Below are 16035 nucleotides of genomic sequence, written 5' to 3'. Positions count from 1 at the left end.
GCCGCTCAGCCGGCGTCGGGCACCGACTCCAGCAGGAGGGTCACCGGGCCGTCGTTGACGAGCTCGACGGCCATGTCCGCGCCGAACACCCCGGTCGGCACGGTGAGCCCCCGCGCGCGCAGGTCCGCGACGACGGCGGCCACCAGGGGCTCGGCGACCGGGCCCGGTGCGGCGGCGTTCCAGGTGGGGCGCCGGCCCTTGCGCGCGTCGCCGTACAGCGTGAACTGGCTGACGACGAGCACGGGCGCACCGGCCTCGACCGCCGACCGCTCGTCGCGCAGGATCCGCAGCTCGGCGACCTTGCGGGCGATGTGCTCGACCTGCGCCGGGCCGTCGCCGGGAGTGACGCCGACCAGGACGACCAGCCCCTCGCCGTCGAACGACCCGACCACCGCGCCGTCGACCGTGACCGAGGCGCGCGTCGCACGCTGGACGACCGCCCTCACGCGGGGCCCCCGCCCTCGAACGCCGCCACGACCGCCCCGACGGGCTCGCCGTGGCCGAGCACCGGGGTGGTGCCGAGCGCGTCGAGCGCCACGAGGTCCACGCCCGGCACGTCCGGCGCGCCGGCCACCCGCAGCGCGGCGGCGAGGACGGCGGGGCGCGGCCGGCCGCTTCCGTCGGTGATCTTGAACGCCAGCGCCGACCCGTCCGGCAGCGCTGCGGCGTAGACGCCGTCGGCCCCGTCCTTCGCGACGAGGCCCGGCACGGCGCGCATGGCCCGGGTGACGTCGCGGGCCGCGCCGCCGACGAGCTCCGGGTGCTGCGACATGGCGTCGGCGACACGCGCGAGCGGGGTCCCGGGCTCGGTGCGCGGGGCGGACGCCACCCGGGCGAAGGCCCGGGCGAGGCCGACGAGGGTCGTGGAGAACAGGGGCGCACCGCAGCCGTCGACGGTGACGTGCCAGGCGGGCGTGCCGGTGAGCTCCTCGACCGCCGCGCGGCACGCGACCTGGACCGGGTGCTCGGCGTCGAGGTAGCGGTCGGGCTCCCACCCGGGTTCGTCGGTGTGCGCGACGCAGGTGGCGAGCATCGCCGCGTGCTTGCCGGAGCAGTTCTGGGTGACGGGTTCCGGGCCGTGCCCGTCCTGCCGCCAGGCGAACGCGGCCTCCGGGTCCAGCGGCAGGTCGGCGGTGTTGGCCAGCGCGGTCTCGCTGAGGGCGGCCTGCAGCAGGGTCTCGCGGACCACCCGCAGGTGCTCCGGGGTGCCGTCGTGGCTCGCGCAGGCGAGCGCGAGGTGGGGTCCGTCGAGGTCGAGCCCCGCGCGCAGCATGCCGACGGCCTGCAGCGGCTTGAGCGACGACCGGGCCAGGATCGTGACCTCGGGGTCGCCGAGCGCGAGCCGCACGGACCCGTCGGGGGCGAGCACGACGAGGTGGCCGGTGTGCACGGACTCGACGAGCTCACCCCGGACGACGCGGGCCAGCGGCACGGCGGCGGACGCGACGTCGGTGGCGGCGGCCTCGCGGGCGACGGCCCGGGCCGCGTCCAGCGCCTCGGCGGCCGCGTCCGGGGCCTCGGCGGCCGCGTCCGGTCCCGCGGGTGCGACCTCGCCCTGCAGCCGCCCGGTCAGGTGCGGTCCGCCCGGTCGGGTGCCCGGCACGGTCACCACCCGCCGCTGGTCGGCCCGGAGCCCCCGCGACCCCCGCGCCCGGAGTGCGGGGCGACCGCGGGCCGCACGTCGACCAGGTAGACGATCGCCGCGACGGCGCTCAGCAGGCCCAGGAACGTCGGGAACGCCCCGAGCCCGAGCGGCGGCGGCACGGTGAAGAACGCCACCGCGGTCGCGATCCCGAGGATGATCGACCAGATCTGCTTGGTCTGCTTGCCCGCCGCGGCGAACGCGCGGGCGGGCCGGCGCAGGGCGTCGACGAGCGCCCAGACCGTCAGCACGAGGATGACGAGACTGAACAGCAGGAACAGGATGAGCTGCACGGAGCCGAAGATCACGGGCCGAGCCTACGGTGCACGGCGACCGGTCCGCAGGGGCGCGGGACCACTCGAGAGCTCGGGCAGGGTCTCCCGTGCCGTGCGGGCGTCGACGCCGCTGGCCTCGAGCAGGTCGACGACCAGCGACCGCACCAGCAGCACGAGGCTCTGCGCCTGCCAGTCGTCGGGCGTGAGGGTGAACGGGTCGAGCTCCGCGGCGAGGCGCAGCAGCTCCTCGCGGGACCGCAGCGGCTCGGTCCCGGACCCGAGGGCGGCGGCGAGGGTGTCGGCGGCGAGGGCGATCCGGTCGACCGCGTCGGCGACGGGGCCGAGGTCGTGCGGCTGCTCGGCCTCGACGGTCGCGAGGGACCGCCGGGCCAGCACGCGGGAGTTCCGGACGGCGCGGTCGACGCGGACCGCGGACTGCCCGATCCACGCCAGCTCGGTCCGGTGGCGCCGGCCGGACGGCGACACGCGCGCGAGGTCGCGGGCGGACCGGGCGGCGTCCTGCCACTCGTCGAGCGCGGGCTGGGAGGCGCGCCCGCGGATGAGGGCGTCCTCGACGTCGTGCGGGTCGCGGGTCCGCAGGCCCCGGGCGAGCAGCCGCAGCATCCCCGCCAGCTCGACGACCGCGGCCCTGCCCTGGGCGCGGGGGCGGCGGCGGGGGTCGCTGGGGGTCAGCGCGGCGACCGCGAGGGCGACAGCGCCGCCGACCAGGGCGTCCGTCCACCGGCCGACGGGTCCGCCGGACGCGCCGACGGCGGGCAGGCCGACGATGACGATCGCCTGCACGCCGGCCTGGGTGGTGAGCATGGGACCGCGGTCCAGGAACCGGGCGACCAGCGCCGCGACCCCGAGGACGAGCGCGACCTGCCACGGCCCGGTGCCGATGCCGTGCACGACGAGGTCGCCGAGGCCGACGCCGAGGGCGACGCCGACGGCGAGCTCCGCGACCCGCCGCAGGTCGCGGTCGGCGGTGAACCCGAGGGCGATCCAGGCGCTGACGGGCGCGAAGAACGGGGCGCTGTGCCCGAGCAGGTAGTACCCGATGGCGTACGCGACGCCTGCGGCGATCACGGCCTGCAGGACGGGGACGAACGCGGTCCGCACCCGGGCGCGGCCCTGACGGGCGCGCGCGGCGAGCTGGACCCGCACCGCCGACGGCCCGGCCGTCGTCCGCGGGGCCGGGGCGCCGGTCACAGCATCGGGTGGCCGCCGAGGCCGCGCGTGAGCGGGCCGTGTGCGGCGGGCCGGTCGACGGACACGCCGTCGCCGGGGACCACGATCTCCTGGCCGGCGGTGATGACCCCGCCGTCGCACTCGACCACGACGTCGGCGTCGACCGGCGCGGACCGCTTCACCACGGCGAGCGCGACGGGGCCGAGTCGTGGTGCCGGGCGACGGTGGTGACGCGGCCGATCTCGCGGCCGGGCTCGCCGGTGGTGAGCAGGTCGCCGAGGTCGCGCACGACCGCGCCGGCCTCGGGCAGCAGGTGGCCGGACCCGTCGAGGTGCAGCAGCACCAGGCGGCGCGGCGGCCGTCCCATGTTGTGCACGCGGGCGATGGTCTCCTGCCCGCGGTAGCAGCCCTTGTGCAGGTGCACGGCGGTGCGCAGCCAGTCGAGCTCGTGCGGGATGGTCCGGTGGTCGAGCTCGCGGCCCGACCGCGGGCGCCAGGCCTCGACGCGGACGGCCTCGCTCGCCCAGGTGCCGACGAGCGGCCACCCCGACGCCTCGCGGGCACGGACGGCGTCGACGAGCCCCGCGCGCGGGACGAGCACGAGGCGCCAGGCCCGGTCGGCGCCCGGGTGCTGGTCGTCGGGCAGACCGTAGCGGGTGCCGCCGGGCAGGGTCCGGGGCCAGGGGTCGCGCCAGGTGACGGGCTCGCCCGGCTCGCCCTCGGCGTCCACGGGCTCGCCGATCGCGGCCCAGTCGTCGGTCACGTCGGCGACCTCGACGCGCAGCATGAACCGCATCCGGTCCAGCCAGGCGGCCAGCTCGGGCGCGCTCTCCGTGATGAGCCAGGTCGCCTCGCCGTCGTCGACCACGGCCGCCGCGTGCTCGACGTGCCCCTGGGGGCTGAGCACGAGCGTCTCGGTGGACGTGCGCGGGGCCAGGTCGGTGAGCTGCTGCGAGGTGATCGAGTGCAGCCACGACAGCCGGTCGGGGCCCGCGACGCGCACCACGCCGAGGTGCGACTGGTCGACGACGCCGCCGCCGCGGGTCAGTGCGCGCTGCTCCGCGGTCGGGTCGCCGTAGTGCCAGGCCACGCCCGCGTCGGGGCCGGAGCCGGCGACCGCGCCGTGCCGGTCGAGCAGCGGGCTGCGGTGCCGGGGCTCGACCGGGGCGGTCGCGTCGGCGTCGGGGGTCGTCGGCTGCGCGGTCACGTCAGTCCAGGACCCGGCTGAGCCGCGCCGAGCCGTAGGACTGCAGCTCGTGCCCGAACGCGGCGAGGTCGTGCGCCCACATGAGGTCGCCCTGGACGAGGCCGTACAGCCGCTTGCCCGCGGTGACCTCCGCGCCGGTCGCGGTCCGCGCGATCAGGTCGCTGACCAGGTCGATCCGCCCGTTGCCCGTCGCGCCGACGTACACCGCCACGTGCCCCGAGGGGTCCGCGAGCAGCAGCTCGACGGGGTGCAGCTCGGAGCCCATGCCCTCGGGCCGCTCCGGCGGGATGCGCCAGTAGCCCTGCTCCGTGGCCCACACCGGGGACTCGCCCGCGGCGTCGGTGCCGTCGGTCCCGTCCGTGCCGTCCGCGAGCGCCGAGGCGTCGTCCGGCGCGACGACGAGCCGGATCGTGGAGGTGTAGGACAGGTAGGGCCCGCCGTCGTGGTCGAAGGTCACGTCCTGCGTGAACGCGGTCTCCTCGATGCCCGGGTACCCCACGACGCCCTCGCCGTGCCAGCGGCCGACCAGCCAGGCCAGCGGGTACATCTCGGGGGCGAGTCCCTCGGGGAGGGTGAACGCCATGTCAGCGCTGTCCCTTGAACAGCCGGACGACGACGAGGAGCGCGAACCAGCCGATCGCGACGGTGGCCGCGACGAGCAAGCCGATGAAGAAGATCTCGAGTGCCTGCATGTGCCGATCCTAACGACGGATCGCCGGCGTGCCCCCGCTGTCCGCGGTCACGCGTGCCGGGCCGCGCGCAGCCGGACGCCGAGCAGGTACAGCTCGCAGCCGAGGCAGAGCCCGAACACCGCGTTCAGCGTGGCCGCGACCAGCGCGAGCGCCGCGGCGACCGGCACCGCCGCCCCCACGCCGAGCAGGGCCAGCAGCACCCCGCCGCCCGTGATCACCAGCCCGACGACCTGCGCGAACCGCGGCGGCCGGGGGTCCTCGCGCTCGGCGGTCGGCGCGAGCCGGGGACGGACGAGCGCCTGGAACAGCAGCCCCTGGACGGAGCCCTGCGCGCCGCGGACGGCGCCGACGGCGAACAGCGCCGCGACCACCGCGAGGCCGACCGTCCCGGCGGCGCCGGGGAGCAGCAGGACGACGACGAGCAGCACGGCGGTCAGGGCCGCGCCGAACCGGGGGCCGCGGGGGTCGATGCCGGCGGGCGCGGCGGCGGGGCCGGCGGCGGAGGTGGGGGTGGGTGCGGTCACGCGGGGGTCCTCCCGGACGTCGGGTCGAGCGCGGCGAGGGCCTGGGCCCGGGTGGTGGCGCCGGACATCCGGCCGCGCACGGCGCCCGCGCGGTCGAGCACGAGGACCGTCGGGGTGCGCCGGACGTCGAACCGGCGGACCAGGTCGAGCCGCTCCTCGGCGGGCAGCTCGACGTGGGCGAGGCCGGCGTCGGCTGCGGCGAGCTCGCCCAGGACCGCGGCGGTGCTCCGGCACGGCGCGCACGTCGCGGACGACAGCTGCACGAAGGTCGCGCGGCGGCCGAGCGGGGCACCGAGGTCGGCGGGGGTGAGCACCGCGGTCGCGGCGCCGGGGTGCGCGGCGGCGAACCGCCCGTTGCGGGCCCGCCACACGGTCCCGAGCGCGCCGGCGAGCAGCAGCACGCCCAGCACCAGCAGCACCCGCAGCTCCACGACACCCCCCGGGGGTCGGCCGGGGGCTCAGCCCACCAGCACGCGTCCGACGACGTAGACCAGGATGCCGGTGACCGCGACGGGCAGGACAGCCACCGCCCAGCCCGCGAGACGACGTTCCAGGGCGGGCAGCCGGTCGAAGAGCACGTCGCCCGCGGCGACGAGGACGCCGACCGCCGCGCCGAGCAGCACACCCGACAGCAGGCCGACGACGGGCAGCGCCGCCCCGGCCACCAGGCCCGCGGCGGTCGCGGCGCCGACGGTCGCGCCCGCGGCGGCCCAGCCGCGCAGCGGGAGCACGCTCAGCGCGGACGCGACGGCGAGCGCGACGGCGCCGGTGACGACGACCGCGTCGCCCCCGCCGGTGCGCTCGGCGGCGAGCCAGCCCGCGGCGCACACGGGCGCCAGCGACCCGGCGACGGTGCCGGCCACCGACTCCACGAGGCGGACCCGGCCGTCGCGGCGCGCGAGCTCGGCGACGAACGACGCGAGCACCGCGCAGGCGAACACCGCGGGCACGGCGCCGAGCAGCGGCTCGCTCGTGGTGAGGTGCACGACGACGACGGCGGCGACGCCCGCGAGGCCGATGACGACGCCGCTGCCCACCCGGGACGGCAGACCGGCGACGACGGGCCAGCCGATCGCGAACACGACGGCGAGGACGACCAGGAGGGCGGCGAGGACGACCCCGTCCCGCCCGCCGACCGACACGTCCCCGAGGACTCCGGCTACGGCGACGAGCGTCGCCAGGACCGCCGTGGTCACGGCTCTACTCGACGCTGGCACGTCCGCCATCCTCGCAGACGGACGGCGGCGGCCCGGCATCGCGCGTCCGCGGGCCGTGACATCTGGCGTGACATCCACGGGGTACCGTGTCCCCCAATTCGGACGGGGAGAGGTGACACGTGGCCGACCTGCTGCTGCTCACGCCCGCGTCCGGTGGCTCGTCCCAGGTGCTGCCTGCCCTCGGGCTGCTGTCCCACCGGGTCCGCGTGCTCCCGGTGGAGCCGTCCGCCCTGGTCGACGCCCCGGACGCCGACATCGTCGTGCTCGACGCGCGCCGCGACCTGGTCACGGCGCGCACCACCTGCCGGCTGCTGCGCGCGACCGGGCTGACGGTGCCGCTGGTGCTCGTGCTCACCGAGGGCGGCCTGACGGTCGTCACCGCGGAGTGGGGCGCGGACGACATCGTGCTCGAGCACGCGACGCCCGCGGAGGTCGAGACCCGGTTCCGCCTGGTCATCGAGCGCGCCGCGGCGTCCTCGTACGACGACGCGCCGCAGGAGATCTCGTCGGGCGAGCTGATGATCGACGCCGGCGGGTACACCGCCCGGCTGCGCGGCCGCCCGCTCGACCTCACGTACAAGGAGTTCGAGCTGCTCAAGTACCTCGTGCAGCACCCGGGCCGGGTGTTCACGCGGGCGCAGCTGCTCCAGGAGGTCTGGGGCTACGACTACTACGGGGGCACCCGGACGGTCGACGTGCACGTGCGGCGCCTGCGCGCCAAGCTCGGCCCGGAGCACGAGCAGCTGATCGGCACCGTGCGCAACGTGGGTTACCGGTTCGACCCGCCGAAGGACCGTCGCGGCGGCGACGGATCGGGCTCGCCCTCCCCGGCCGAGGTCTCCGCGGACGCCTGACGGCTCCGTGCCCGCTGGACGACGGCGCGCCGGTGTCCCGCCCGGTGCCCGTCCGGACGCGGTAGGTTCTGCCCCGATGACCGTCGACTCCTCCGCCCTGCTGCTCGACGGCCCGTGGCGGCACCACTTCGTCCCGGCGAACGGCGCCCGGTTCCACGTGGCCGTCGCCGGTCCCGACGACCGCGACGCCCCGCTCGTGGTGCTGCTGCACGGCCTGCCCGGGCTGTGGTGGGCGTGGCGGCACCAGCTGCCGGCGATCGCCGAGGACGGCTACCGGGTCGTCGCGATGGACCTGCGCGGCACCGGCGGGTCGGACAAGCCGCCGATCGGCTACGACGTGCCGACGCTGACGCGGGACGTCGCGGGCGTGGTGCGGTCGCTCGGCTGCGAGCGCGCGGTGGTGGTCGGCCACGGGGTCGGGGGCGGTGACGTCGCGTGGGCGATGCCCGCGTACCACCCCGACCTCACGCGGGCGGTCGCCGTGCTGTCGTCGCCGCACCCGCTGCTGCGCCGGGCCGACCCGCGGTCGGGGCTGCGGGCCCGCGCGGCCCGGCGGGTGGCCGCGATGCAGGTCCCGTACCTGCCGGAGCGCGCGATGACCGGCGGCGACCTCGTCGCGCGGCTGCTGCGCGAGTGGGGCGGCCCGCGCTGGCCGGACCCCGCGGCGCTGGCCCTGTACCGGCGCGCGGTGCAGGTGCCGTTCGCCGCGCACTCCGCGCTGGAGCAGGTCCGGTGGCTGTACCGCTCGGGCGTGCGCGCCGACGGCGGCCGGCACGCGCAGGCGCTGCGGTCGGCAGCGGCCGTGCCGACGCTGCAGGTGCACGGCGGGTCGGACGGCTGCTACCCGGTGTCGCGGGCGATGGCGGACGGCGCCGTCGCCCGTCAGCTCGGCGCGCAGTACCGGTTCGAGATGCTGGCCGGCGCCGGCCACTACCTGCCCGAGGAGGAGCCCGTCCGGGTCACCGCGCTGCTGCGCGGCTGGCTCGCGGAGCTCGACCGGACCGCCTGACCGCGCCGGTGGCGTACCGGTCCCGTCTGGGACCGCGGGCCCGTCCGAGCCCGTGCGGACGGACGCTATGCTGACCGTCGCACGCCGCGTGGGAGCGCTCCCGCAGCGGAGACACCACCGACCGAGAGGCGCAACGATGCGGTACGGCCACTTCGACGACGAGGCACGCGAGTACGTCATCACGACGCCGCACACGCCCTACCCGTGGATCAACTACCTCGGCTCCGAGGAGTTCTTCTCGCTGGTCTCGCACACGGCGGGCGGGTACTCGTTCTACCGGGACGCGAAGATGCGCCGGCTCACCCGGTACCGGTACAACAACATCCCCACCGACGAGGGCGGCCGGTACTTCTACGTCAACGACGGCGGCGACGTCTGGACCCCCGGCTGGCTGCCGGTGAAGGCCGACCTCGACCACTTCGAGGCGCGCCACGGCCTCGGCTACTCCCGGATCACCGGCACCCGCGGCGGCCTGCAGGTCGACACGCTGTTCTTCGTGCCGCTCGGCGAGACCGCCGAGATCCAGCAGGTCACGCTCACCAACACGACCGACGCCGAGAAGTCCGTCAGCCTGTTCTCGTTCGTCGAGTTCTGCCTGTGGAACGCCCAGGACGACCAGACCAACTACCAGCGCAACCTGTCGCTGGCCGAGGTCGAGGTCGAGCAGGACGGCCCGCACGGCTCCGCGATCTTCCACAAGACCGAGTACCGCGAGCGCCGCGACCACTACGCCGTCTACGGCGTGAACACGCGCGTCGACGGGTTCGACACCGACCGCGACACGTTCGTCGGCCCGTGGAACGGCCTGGGCGAGGCCGCCGTGCCGCGCGCCGGGAAGTCCGCCGGGTCGATCGCGTCGGGCTGGTACCCGATCGGCTCGCACCAGGTCGACGTCACGCTCGCGCCGGGCGAGAGCCGGTCGCTGACCTACGTGCTCGGCTACGTCGAGAACGACCACGAGACCAAGTGGGCCCCGGCCGCGGACGGCGAGCTGCCGATGCAGCGGGTCAACCGCGAGCGCGCGCACGCGCTGCTGTCCCGGTTCGCCACCCAGGAGCAGACGGACGCGGCGTTCGAGGCGCTGCGCGCGCACTGGGCCGGGCTGCTGTCCACCTACTCGGTGACGTCCACCGACGAGAAGCTGGACCGGATGGTCAACATCTGGAACCAGTACCAGTGCATGGTCACGTTCAACATGTCGCGCTCGGCGTCGTACTTCGAGACCGGCATCGGCCGCGGCATGGGGTTCCGCGACTCCAACCAGGACCTGCTGGGCTTCGTGCACCTGGTCCCGGAGCGCGCCCGGGAGCGGATCATCGACATCGCGTCGACGCAGTTCCCCGACGGCTCGGCCTACCACCAGTACCAGCCGCTGACGAAGCGCGGGAACAACGACATCGGCTCGGGCTTCAACGACGACCCGCTGTGGCTGATCCTCGGCGTGGCGGCCTACATCAAGGAGACCGGCGACGCCGCGATCCTCGACGAGCTGGTGCCGTTCGACAACCAGCCGGGCTCCGAGGTGCCGCTGTTCGACCACCTCACCCGGTCGTTCGAGTTCACCGTCGAGAACCAGGGCCCGCACGCGCTGCCGCTGATCGGGCGCGCCGACTGGAACGACTGCCTCAACCTCAACTGCTTCTCCACCGAGCCGGGCGAGTCGTTCCAGACGACCGAGAACCAGGCCGGCGGCGTCGCGGAGTCGGTGTTCATCGCCGCGATGTTCGTGCACATCGGCCCGGAGTACGCCGAGCTCGCCGAGCGCCGCGGCCTGCCCGAGGTCGCCGCCGCCGCGCGCGCCGAGGTCGAGAAGATGCGCGCCGCCGTGCTCGAGCACGGCTGGGACGGCGAGTGGTTCCTGCGCGCGTACGACTTCTACGGCAACCCCGTGGGCACCGACGCGAAGCCCGAGGGCAAGATCTGGATCGAGCCGCAGGGGTTCGCGGTCATGGCGGGCATCGGCGTCGACCCGGCGAACCCCGCGGACCCGACGTCCCCGGCGGTGCGCGCGCTGGACTCCGTCGCGGAGCACCTGGCCACCCCGCACGGCATGGTCCTGCAGTCGCCGGCCTACACGAGCTACCAGATCGAGCTCGGCGAGGTCTCCACGTACCCCCCGGGCTACAAGGAGAACGGCGGCATCTTCTGCCACAACAACCCGTGGGTCATCATCGGCGAGACCGTGCTCGGCCGCGGCGAGAAGGCGTTCGACTACTACCGGCGCATCACCCCCGCGTACCGCGAGGACATCTCCGACGTGCACAAGCTCGAGCCGTACGTGTACGCGCAGATGATCGCGGGCAAGGAGGCCGTCCGGCACGGCGAGGCGAAGAACTCGTGGCTGACCGGCACCGCCGCGTGGAACTTCGTGGCCGTCTCGCAGTACCTGCTGGGCGTGCGGCCCGACCACGACGGTCTGGTCGTCGACCCGCAGATCGGCCCGGACGTGCCCGCGTACACGGTCACCCGCGTCGCGCGCGGCGCCCGGTACGAGATCACGGTGACCAACTCCGGCGAGCCCGGAGCCCGCGGCCGCCTGGTCGTGGACGGCGCGCCGATCGAGGGCCGCACGGTCCCCTACGCCCCTGCGGGCAGCACGGTGGTCGTCGAGGTCCTGGTCTAGCGGCTGCGCCGACGTCGCCCGTCCCGGCCGAGGTCGCCCCCTGCAGGTGGCGACCTCGGCCGGACGTGCCGACCTCGGCGTCGGAGCCGCTATGCTGGTCGGGCCGTTCCCTCCGCGGGACGGCGTGCGACCGGCCCACGGGGCGGTCACGCGGGTGTAGTTCAATGGTAGAACTTCAGCTTCCCAAGCTGATAGCGCGGGTTCGATTCCCGTCACCCGCTCAGCAGGAGGCCAGGTCCGGATCCGTCCGCACCTGGCCTTCGTCGTCCCCGGGGAGGTGCGACCGGGCGCACCCCTCAGTCGCAGTGATTTCCCCTACTCAACCGGCAGGGACCCCTCCTTGTCGTCGTTAGCGTGCCGACGCCAGCGACGACGGAAGGACCCCGGTGAACACCCACATCTCCTCGATCGACCTGCGGCTCCCCGAGCGGTGGTGCGGCTGGCGGCCCGGCGACGTCGCGCGGATCGCCCGCCGCGCCGCCGCCGGTCTCACGCGCTCACCGGTCGCCGACGCGCGCCTGCGGTCGGCGCTCGCCGCGGTCGACCGCGCGGTCGTCGAGCAGAACGCGCGGCACGTGCGCGCCGGCGTCTGGGTGCCCGACCCCTCCGGGGACGTCGTGGGCGGGCTCGCCTGCGAGCTCCTGGTCGAGGCCCAGGCCGTCGACGACCCGCCCTCGACGCACCTGCGCCGGATCCGTCGCAAGATCTACCGCACGCGCCGCGCCGCGACCCGGCTCTCCTACCACGGGGTCGACGTGCGCGAGGTGCCCGCGGGCAGCGCGGTCGTCACGCAGCGCAGCCTCGGTGTGCAGCGGCACGAGGTGATCTGGACGGTGTTCCCGCCCGGGTCGACCCAGGCGGTCGAGCTGCGGTTCGACACCCGCAGCAGCGAGCGGTACCCGGAGCTGATGGCGCACGCCGAGCAGATCGCGCTCGACCTGCGGGTCACCCTCGCCGCGGCCTGACGGGCCGGTGCCGACGACGTCCCGGCCCGCGCGCCCGGTCGCTGCCACACTGGTCCGCGTGCCGCGTCGCGGCGACCACGACCCGGTCCCGCTCCGGCGGGATCGCGAGGTCCGACCGGTGGCGGGGCGGAGGCGGTGCATGACGGACGTGCTGTCGAGCGCCGGGGCCGACCTGCCCGCCGCCGACGCCCCCGACGACCTCGCCGCGCTGCGGGACGCCACGGACCGCCTGCTCGCCGACCACGGGGTGACCGACGGGTCGGACGGGTCCGGCGTCGGCGAGCCGTCGGACGGGTCCGGCGTCGCCGGAGTGCCCGGGTCCCCCGACGAGCCCACCGCCCCGTGGCGGCTCGACCCCCGCCCGGTGCTGCTGGACGAGGCCGAGTGGGCGCCGCTGGAGGCCGCCCTCGCGCAGCGCGCCGAGCTGCTCGACGCCGTCCTCGCGGACCTGTACGGCCCCCGCCTGCTGCTGCGCCAGGACGTGCTGCCGCCCGAGCTCGTGCTCGGCCACCCGGGGTTCCTCCGGGCCGTCGACGGCCTGCACCTGCCCGGCGGCCGCGACCTCGTCCTGACCGCGACCGACCTGCGGCGCGGGCCGGACGGCGCGTGGACGGCGGTCGCGGACCGCACACAGGCCCCCGCCGGCGCGGGCTGGGCGATGGAGGACCGGCGCGTCGTCGCGCAGGTGCGCGCCGACGTCTACCGGCAGACCCCCGTCCAGCGGATCGGTCCCTTCTTCCACGCGCTGCGCCAGGCCCTCACGCGCGCGGCGCCGCCCGGGTCGGACGAGCCCCGCGCGGTGCTGCTCACCTCCGGCCCGGCGTCGCGGACGGCGTTCGACCAGGCCTACCTGGCGTCGGTGCTGGGGCTGCCCCTGGTCGAGGGCAGCGACCTGGTGGTCCGCGACGGCCGGCTCTGGCTGCGCGGGCTCGGCGGCCCGGAGCCGGTGGACGTCGTGCTCCGGCGGGTCGACGCCGACTGGTGCGACCCCCTGGACCTGCGGTCCGACAGTCGGCTCGGGGTCCCGGGACTGGTGCGGGCGGTGCAGGCGGGCACCGTCGGCGTGGTCAACCCCCTGGGCGCCTCCGTGCTCGAGGACGCGGGGCTGCTCGCGCACCTCCCCGGGCTCGCGCGCACGGTCCTCGGCGCCGACCTGCTGCTCCCCCAGGCGCGCACCACGTGGTGCGGGCGGCCCGCGGGGCTCGCGACGGTGCTGGACCACCTCGACCGGCTGCTCCTCGTGCCGGTGGGTCGGGCCGCGGGCGGGGCCGGGCCGGTGCGCGGCTGGACGCTCGACGCGGCCGGCCTCGGGCGGCTGCGGGCGCGCGTGCAGGCGGACCCCGCGGGGTGGGTCGGCCAGGATCCCGCCAGGGACGTCGCGGGAGCGGGGCCGTCGGCCGTGCTGCGGACGTTCGCCGTCGCCACGCCCGAGGGCTACCGCGTGATGACCGGCGGCCTGGCACGCACCGACGTGGACGCCCCGACGTCCGAGGCGCGCGACGTGTGGGTGCTGGCCGACGCGGAGACCCGACCCGACGCCGGGCGCCGACCCGACGCGGAGCCCGTCCGGCTCGCGGACCCCGGGGACGGGTCGGTCCCGGACCACGCCGCCCGCGGGCCGGTCAGCGGGATCGCGCCGCGGTCGGCGGAGAGCCTGTTCTGGCTGGGCCGGTACACCGAGCGCGCCGACGGCACCGTCCGACTGCTGCGCGCGGTCGCGGACCGCTGGGACGACTTCCACCGCGCACCGGCCGACCCCGGCGGGCGGGCGCTGGCCGTGCTGCTCGACGCCGTCGGGGCCCGCGGGCCGGGCGAGGCGGACTCGCCCGCCCACGACCGCGCGGACCGGCCCGACCTGCACGACCTCCTCGTGGACCGCGGCCGCCCCGGCACGGTCGCGTGGGCGGTCCGGCGGATGGCCGAGGCGCAGGCCGTGGTCCGCGACCAGATGTCCGCCGACCTGTGGCTGCCGCTCGCGAGCATGGCCCGGACGCTCGCCGCGCACCGCCGGGTGGCCGCCGGGGGCACCGCCCGGCCGGTGGACCTGCGCGCCGGGCTGGACCGGATGCTGGAGGCGCTGCTGGCGGTCGCCGGCATCGAGGGCGAGGGGCTGGTCCGCGACGTCGGCTGGCGGCTGCTCGACGCCGGACGGCGGGTCGAGCGGGCGCAGGCGGTCGTCGCGGCGCTCGCGGCGACGGCGACCACCCCGCGGCCGGCGGAGGTGGAGGCGCTGGTGCTGGAGTCGGTGCTGCTGGCGCACGAGTCCGCCGTGACGTACCGGCGCCGGTACCGCGCCCGGCCGACGGTCCCCGGCGTGCTGGACCTGCTGCTGCTCGACGCCGACAACCCGCGCTCGCTCGCCTACCAGGTGGCCCGGCTGCGGGACGACCTCGCGCACGTCCCCGCGGCCCCGGGCGCCACGGACGAGCAGGACCGGCTGCTGGCCGACGTGGTCGACCTGCTCGCGGAGCTCGACCCGGTGGCCGTCGCCACGGAGCCGCCGCTGCGACCCGGCCCGGGCGACGTCCCGGTCGGCGCGGCGCCGGACGACCCGCGGCGGGCCCGGCTCGCGGAGGTGCTCGACTCCGTGGGGTGGCGGCTGCGCGCGGTCGCCGACGAGATCACCCGGGCGCACGTCGCGCACCTCTCGCCGGCCCGGGCGGTCGACGAGGAGTGGGGCGTCGGTGCCTCGCCGCGGGCCGGGGAGCCGGAGGGGGGCGACCGGTGACGGCCCGCCGCTACGAGCTGGTGCACCGCACCACGTACCGCTACCCCGCGCCCGTGTCGACGTCGTACGGCCGGGCCGTGCTGCTGCCCCGGGACCTGCCGGACCAGCGGCGGCTCGCCGCCGACGTGACGGTCGACCCGGCGCCGTCGGACTCGGCCCGGCACCGCGACTGGTTCGGCAACACGTCCGTCTACTACGCGGTGACGACGCCGCACACGGCGCTCACGGTGACCGCCACGTCGACGCTCGAGGTGAGCCGGCGGCCCGCCCGCGTCGCCGAGCTGCCGCCGGTGCCGTGGGAGGAGGTCGCCGCGCTGGTGGCGGCCGGCGCGGTCATGCCCGGCCTCGCGGATCCGACGACGCCGGTCGACCTGCGGGAGGCGGTGCTGCCGTCCCGGCACGTCGACCCGTCGGGCGCGGTGCGGGACTGGGCGGCCCCGTCGTTCGTCCCGGGACGTCCCGCGGGCGCGGTGCTGGCCGACCTCGCCCACCGGATCCGCACCGGGCTGACGTACCGGTCCGGCTCGACGACGATCGCCACCACCCAGGCGGAGCTGCTGGCCTCCGGCGCCGGCGTCTGCCAGGACTTCGCGCACCTGATGATCGCGGCGCTGCGGGCCTTCGGCCTGCCGGCCCGGTACACCAGCGGGTACGTCGAGACGCTGCCACCACCCGGGCGCCCGAAGATCCGCGGGGCCGACGCGTCGCACGCCTGGGTGTCGGCGTGGCTGCCGGGCGCGGGGTGGGTGGAGGTCGACCCGACGAACGACCAGTTCGTCGGCGACCGGTACGTCGTGCTCGGCTGGGGGCGCGACTACGGGGACGTGCCGCCGCTGCGGGGCGTGATCTTCACGGAGGGCGGCGGCGCACGCCCGGAGGTGTCCGTCGACCTGCACCCGGTCGCGACGCCGGGCTGACCGCCACCTGTGGACGACGAGCCGGGGGGCGGGTCGGGTCGTGCACACCGTGTCCACAGGTAGGTCGCCCGCTCACCCGCTCGATCCACGGGGCCGCGCACAGGGTGGGGACAACTCCTGTGGACAGGGTCGGACATATCGCCCGTTCGGGTGGTGGTCGCGGCCGTGCGGGTGAGCCGTGGCTGTGGACA

14 protein-coding genes, 1 tRNA gene and 1 pseudogene are annotated in these 16035 nt (G+C 76.5%); 7 read left to right on the top strand and 9 right to left on the bottom strand.

Translation table 11 applies throughout. The features are described 5' to 3' along the window. Positions 1 to 5: 5 nt before the first annotated feature. From dtd to AC1VL8_RS05800, 9 genes and pseudogenes are all read right to left on the bottom strand, one after another. Positions 6 to 446, bottom strand: a complete 441-nt coding sequence (dtd, locus tag AC1VL8_RS05840) for a D-aminoacyl-tRNA deacylase (RefSeq protein ID WP_389233687.1) — start codon at positions 444 to 446, stop codon at positions 6 to 8. Beyond that, positions 443 to 1492 (bottom strand): asparaginase, encoded by a 1050-nt coding sequence (locus AC1VL8_RS05835; protein ID WP_483076194.1) that lies wholly within the window; start codon positions 1490 to 1492, stop codon positions 443 to 445. The genes dtd and AC1VL8_RS05835 overlap by 4 nt, the downstream gene beginning before the upstream one ends. 113 nt (positions 1493 to 1605) lie before the next feature. Next, positions 1606 to 1950 (bottom strand): DUF2516 family protein, encoded by a 345-nt coding sequence (locus AC1VL8_RS05830; protein ID WP_389233689.1) that lies wholly within the window; start codon positions 1948 to 1950, stop codon positions 1606 to 1608. Positions 1951 to 1959: 9 nt separating this feature from the next. Continuing rightward, the gene (locus AC1VL8_RS05825; protein ID WP_483074502.1) at positions 1960 to 3129 is read right to left on the bottom strand and encodes an FUSC family protein; all 1170 of its coding nucleotides are present in this window, start codon (positions 3127 to 3129) and stop codon (positions 1960 to 1962) included. After that, positions 3126 to 4315, bottom strand: a pseudogene (ygfZ, locus tag AC1VL8_RS05820) (CAF17-like 4Fe-4S cluster assembly/insertion protein YgfZ). Before ygfZ ends, AC1VL8_RS05825 begins: the two are co-directional and overlap by 4 nt. Before the next feature lies 1 nt (position 4316). Beyond that, a complete protein-coding gene (locus AC1VL8_RS05815) occupies positions 4317 to 4898 on the bottom strand; it encodes a heme-binding beta-barrel domain-containing protein (RefSeq protein WP_483074501.1) in 582 nt (193 codons plus the stop codon). Between the two features lie 156 nt (positions 4899 to 5054). Beyond that, a complete protein-coding gene (locus AC1VL8_RS05810; protein ID WP_483074500.1) occupies positions 5055 to 5531 on the bottom strand; it encodes a DUF4395 domain-containing protein in 477 nt (158 codons plus the stop codon). Continuing rightward, on the bottom strand, positions 5528 to 5962 hold the full coding sequence (locus AC1VL8_RS05805) for a thioredoxin family protein (protein WP_483074499.1): 435 nt from the start codon (positions 5960 to 5962) through the stop codon (positions 5528 to 5530). The genes AC1VL8_RS05810 and AC1VL8_RS05805 overlap by 4 nt, the downstream gene beginning before the upstream one ends. 27 nt (positions 5963 to 5989) lie before the next feature. Then, positions 5990 to 6727, bottom strand: coding sequence for a hypothetical protein (locus tag AC1VL8_RS05800; RefSeq protein ID WP_389233704.1), 738 nt, complete (start codon positions 6725 to 6727; stop codon positions 5990 to 5992). Positions 6728 to 6867: 140 nt separating this feature from the next. Between AC1VL8_RS05800 and AC1VL8_RS05795 the strand changes: the two genes are divergently transcribed. The 7 genes from AC1VL8_RS05795 (at position 6868) to AC1VL8_RS05765 (ending at position 15844) form a co-directional block, all read left to right on the top strand. Continuing rightward, positions 6868 to 7602, top strand: coding sequence for a winged helix-turn-helix transcriptional regulator (locus AC1VL8_RS05795; RefSeq protein WP_389233707.1), 735 nt, complete (start codon positions 6868 to 6870; stop codon positions 7600 to 7602). A 76-nt stretch (positions 7603 to 7678) separates the two neighbouring features. Beyond that, positions 7679 to 8611 carry an alpha/beta fold hydrolase gene (locus AC1VL8_RS05790; RefSeq protein WP_483074498.1) on the top strand — a complete coding sequence of 311 codons (933 nt, stop codon included), beginning with the start codon at positions 7679 to 7681 and terminating at the stop codon, positions 8609 to 8611. A gap of 136 nt (positions 8612 to 8747) precedes the next feature. Further along, complete coding sequence (locus AC1VL8_RS05785) at positions 8748 to 11234, top strand: glycoside hydrolase family 94 protein (protein ID WP_483074497.1); 2487 nt, start codon at positions 8748 to 8750, stop codon at positions 11232 to 11234. Between the two features lie 150 nt (positions 11235 to 11384). Further along, a tRNA-Gly gene (locus tag AC1VL8_RS05780) sits at positions 11385 to 11455 on the top strand. Between the two features lie 165 nt (positions 11456 to 11620). Continuing rightward, complete coding sequence (locus tag AC1VL8_RS05775) at positions 11621 to 12199, top strand: hypothetical protein (protein WP_483074496.1); 579 nt, start codon at positions 11621 to 11623, stop codon at positions 12197 to 12199. Positions 12200 to 12338: 139 nt separating this feature from the next. After that, complete coding sequence (locus tag AC1VL8_RS05770; RefSeq protein ID WP_483074495.1) at positions 12339 to 14927, top strand: circularly permuted type 2 ATP-grasp protein; 2589 nt, start codon at positions 12339 to 12341, stop codon at positions 14925 to 14927. Then, positions 14924 to 15844, top strand: coding sequence for a transglutaminase family protein (locus AC1VL8_RS05765; RefSeq protein WP_483074494.1), 921 nt, complete (start codon positions 14924 to 14926; stop codon positions 15842 to 15844). Before AC1VL8_RS05770 ends, AC1VL8_RS05765 begins: the two co-directional genes overlap by 4 nt. Positions 15845 to 16035 lie beyond the last annotated feature (191 nt).

This window comes from Cellulomonas sp. KU4C (genome assembly GCF_056868065.1).
This window is presented reverse-complemented; position numbering and strand designations above follow the sequence as displayed.

Coding starts and splice junctions, on each gene's coding strand:
- AC1VL8_RS05815 (WP_483074501.1), bottom strand. CDS start 4,898: ATGGCGTTCACCCTCCCCGAGGGACTCGCCCCCGAGATGTACCCGCTG.
- AC1VL8_RS05790 (WP_483074498.1), top strand. CDS start 7,679: ATGACCGTCGACTCCTCCGCCCTGCTGCTCGACGGCCCGTGGCGGCAC.
- AC1VL8_RS05785 (WP_483074497.1), top strand. CDS start 8,748: ATGCGGTACGGCCACTTCGACGACGAGGCACGCGAGTACGTCATCACG.
- AC1VL8_RS05770 (WP_483074495.1), top strand. CDS start 12,339: ATGACGGACGTGCTGTCGAGCGCCGGGGCCGACCTGCCCGCCGCCGAC.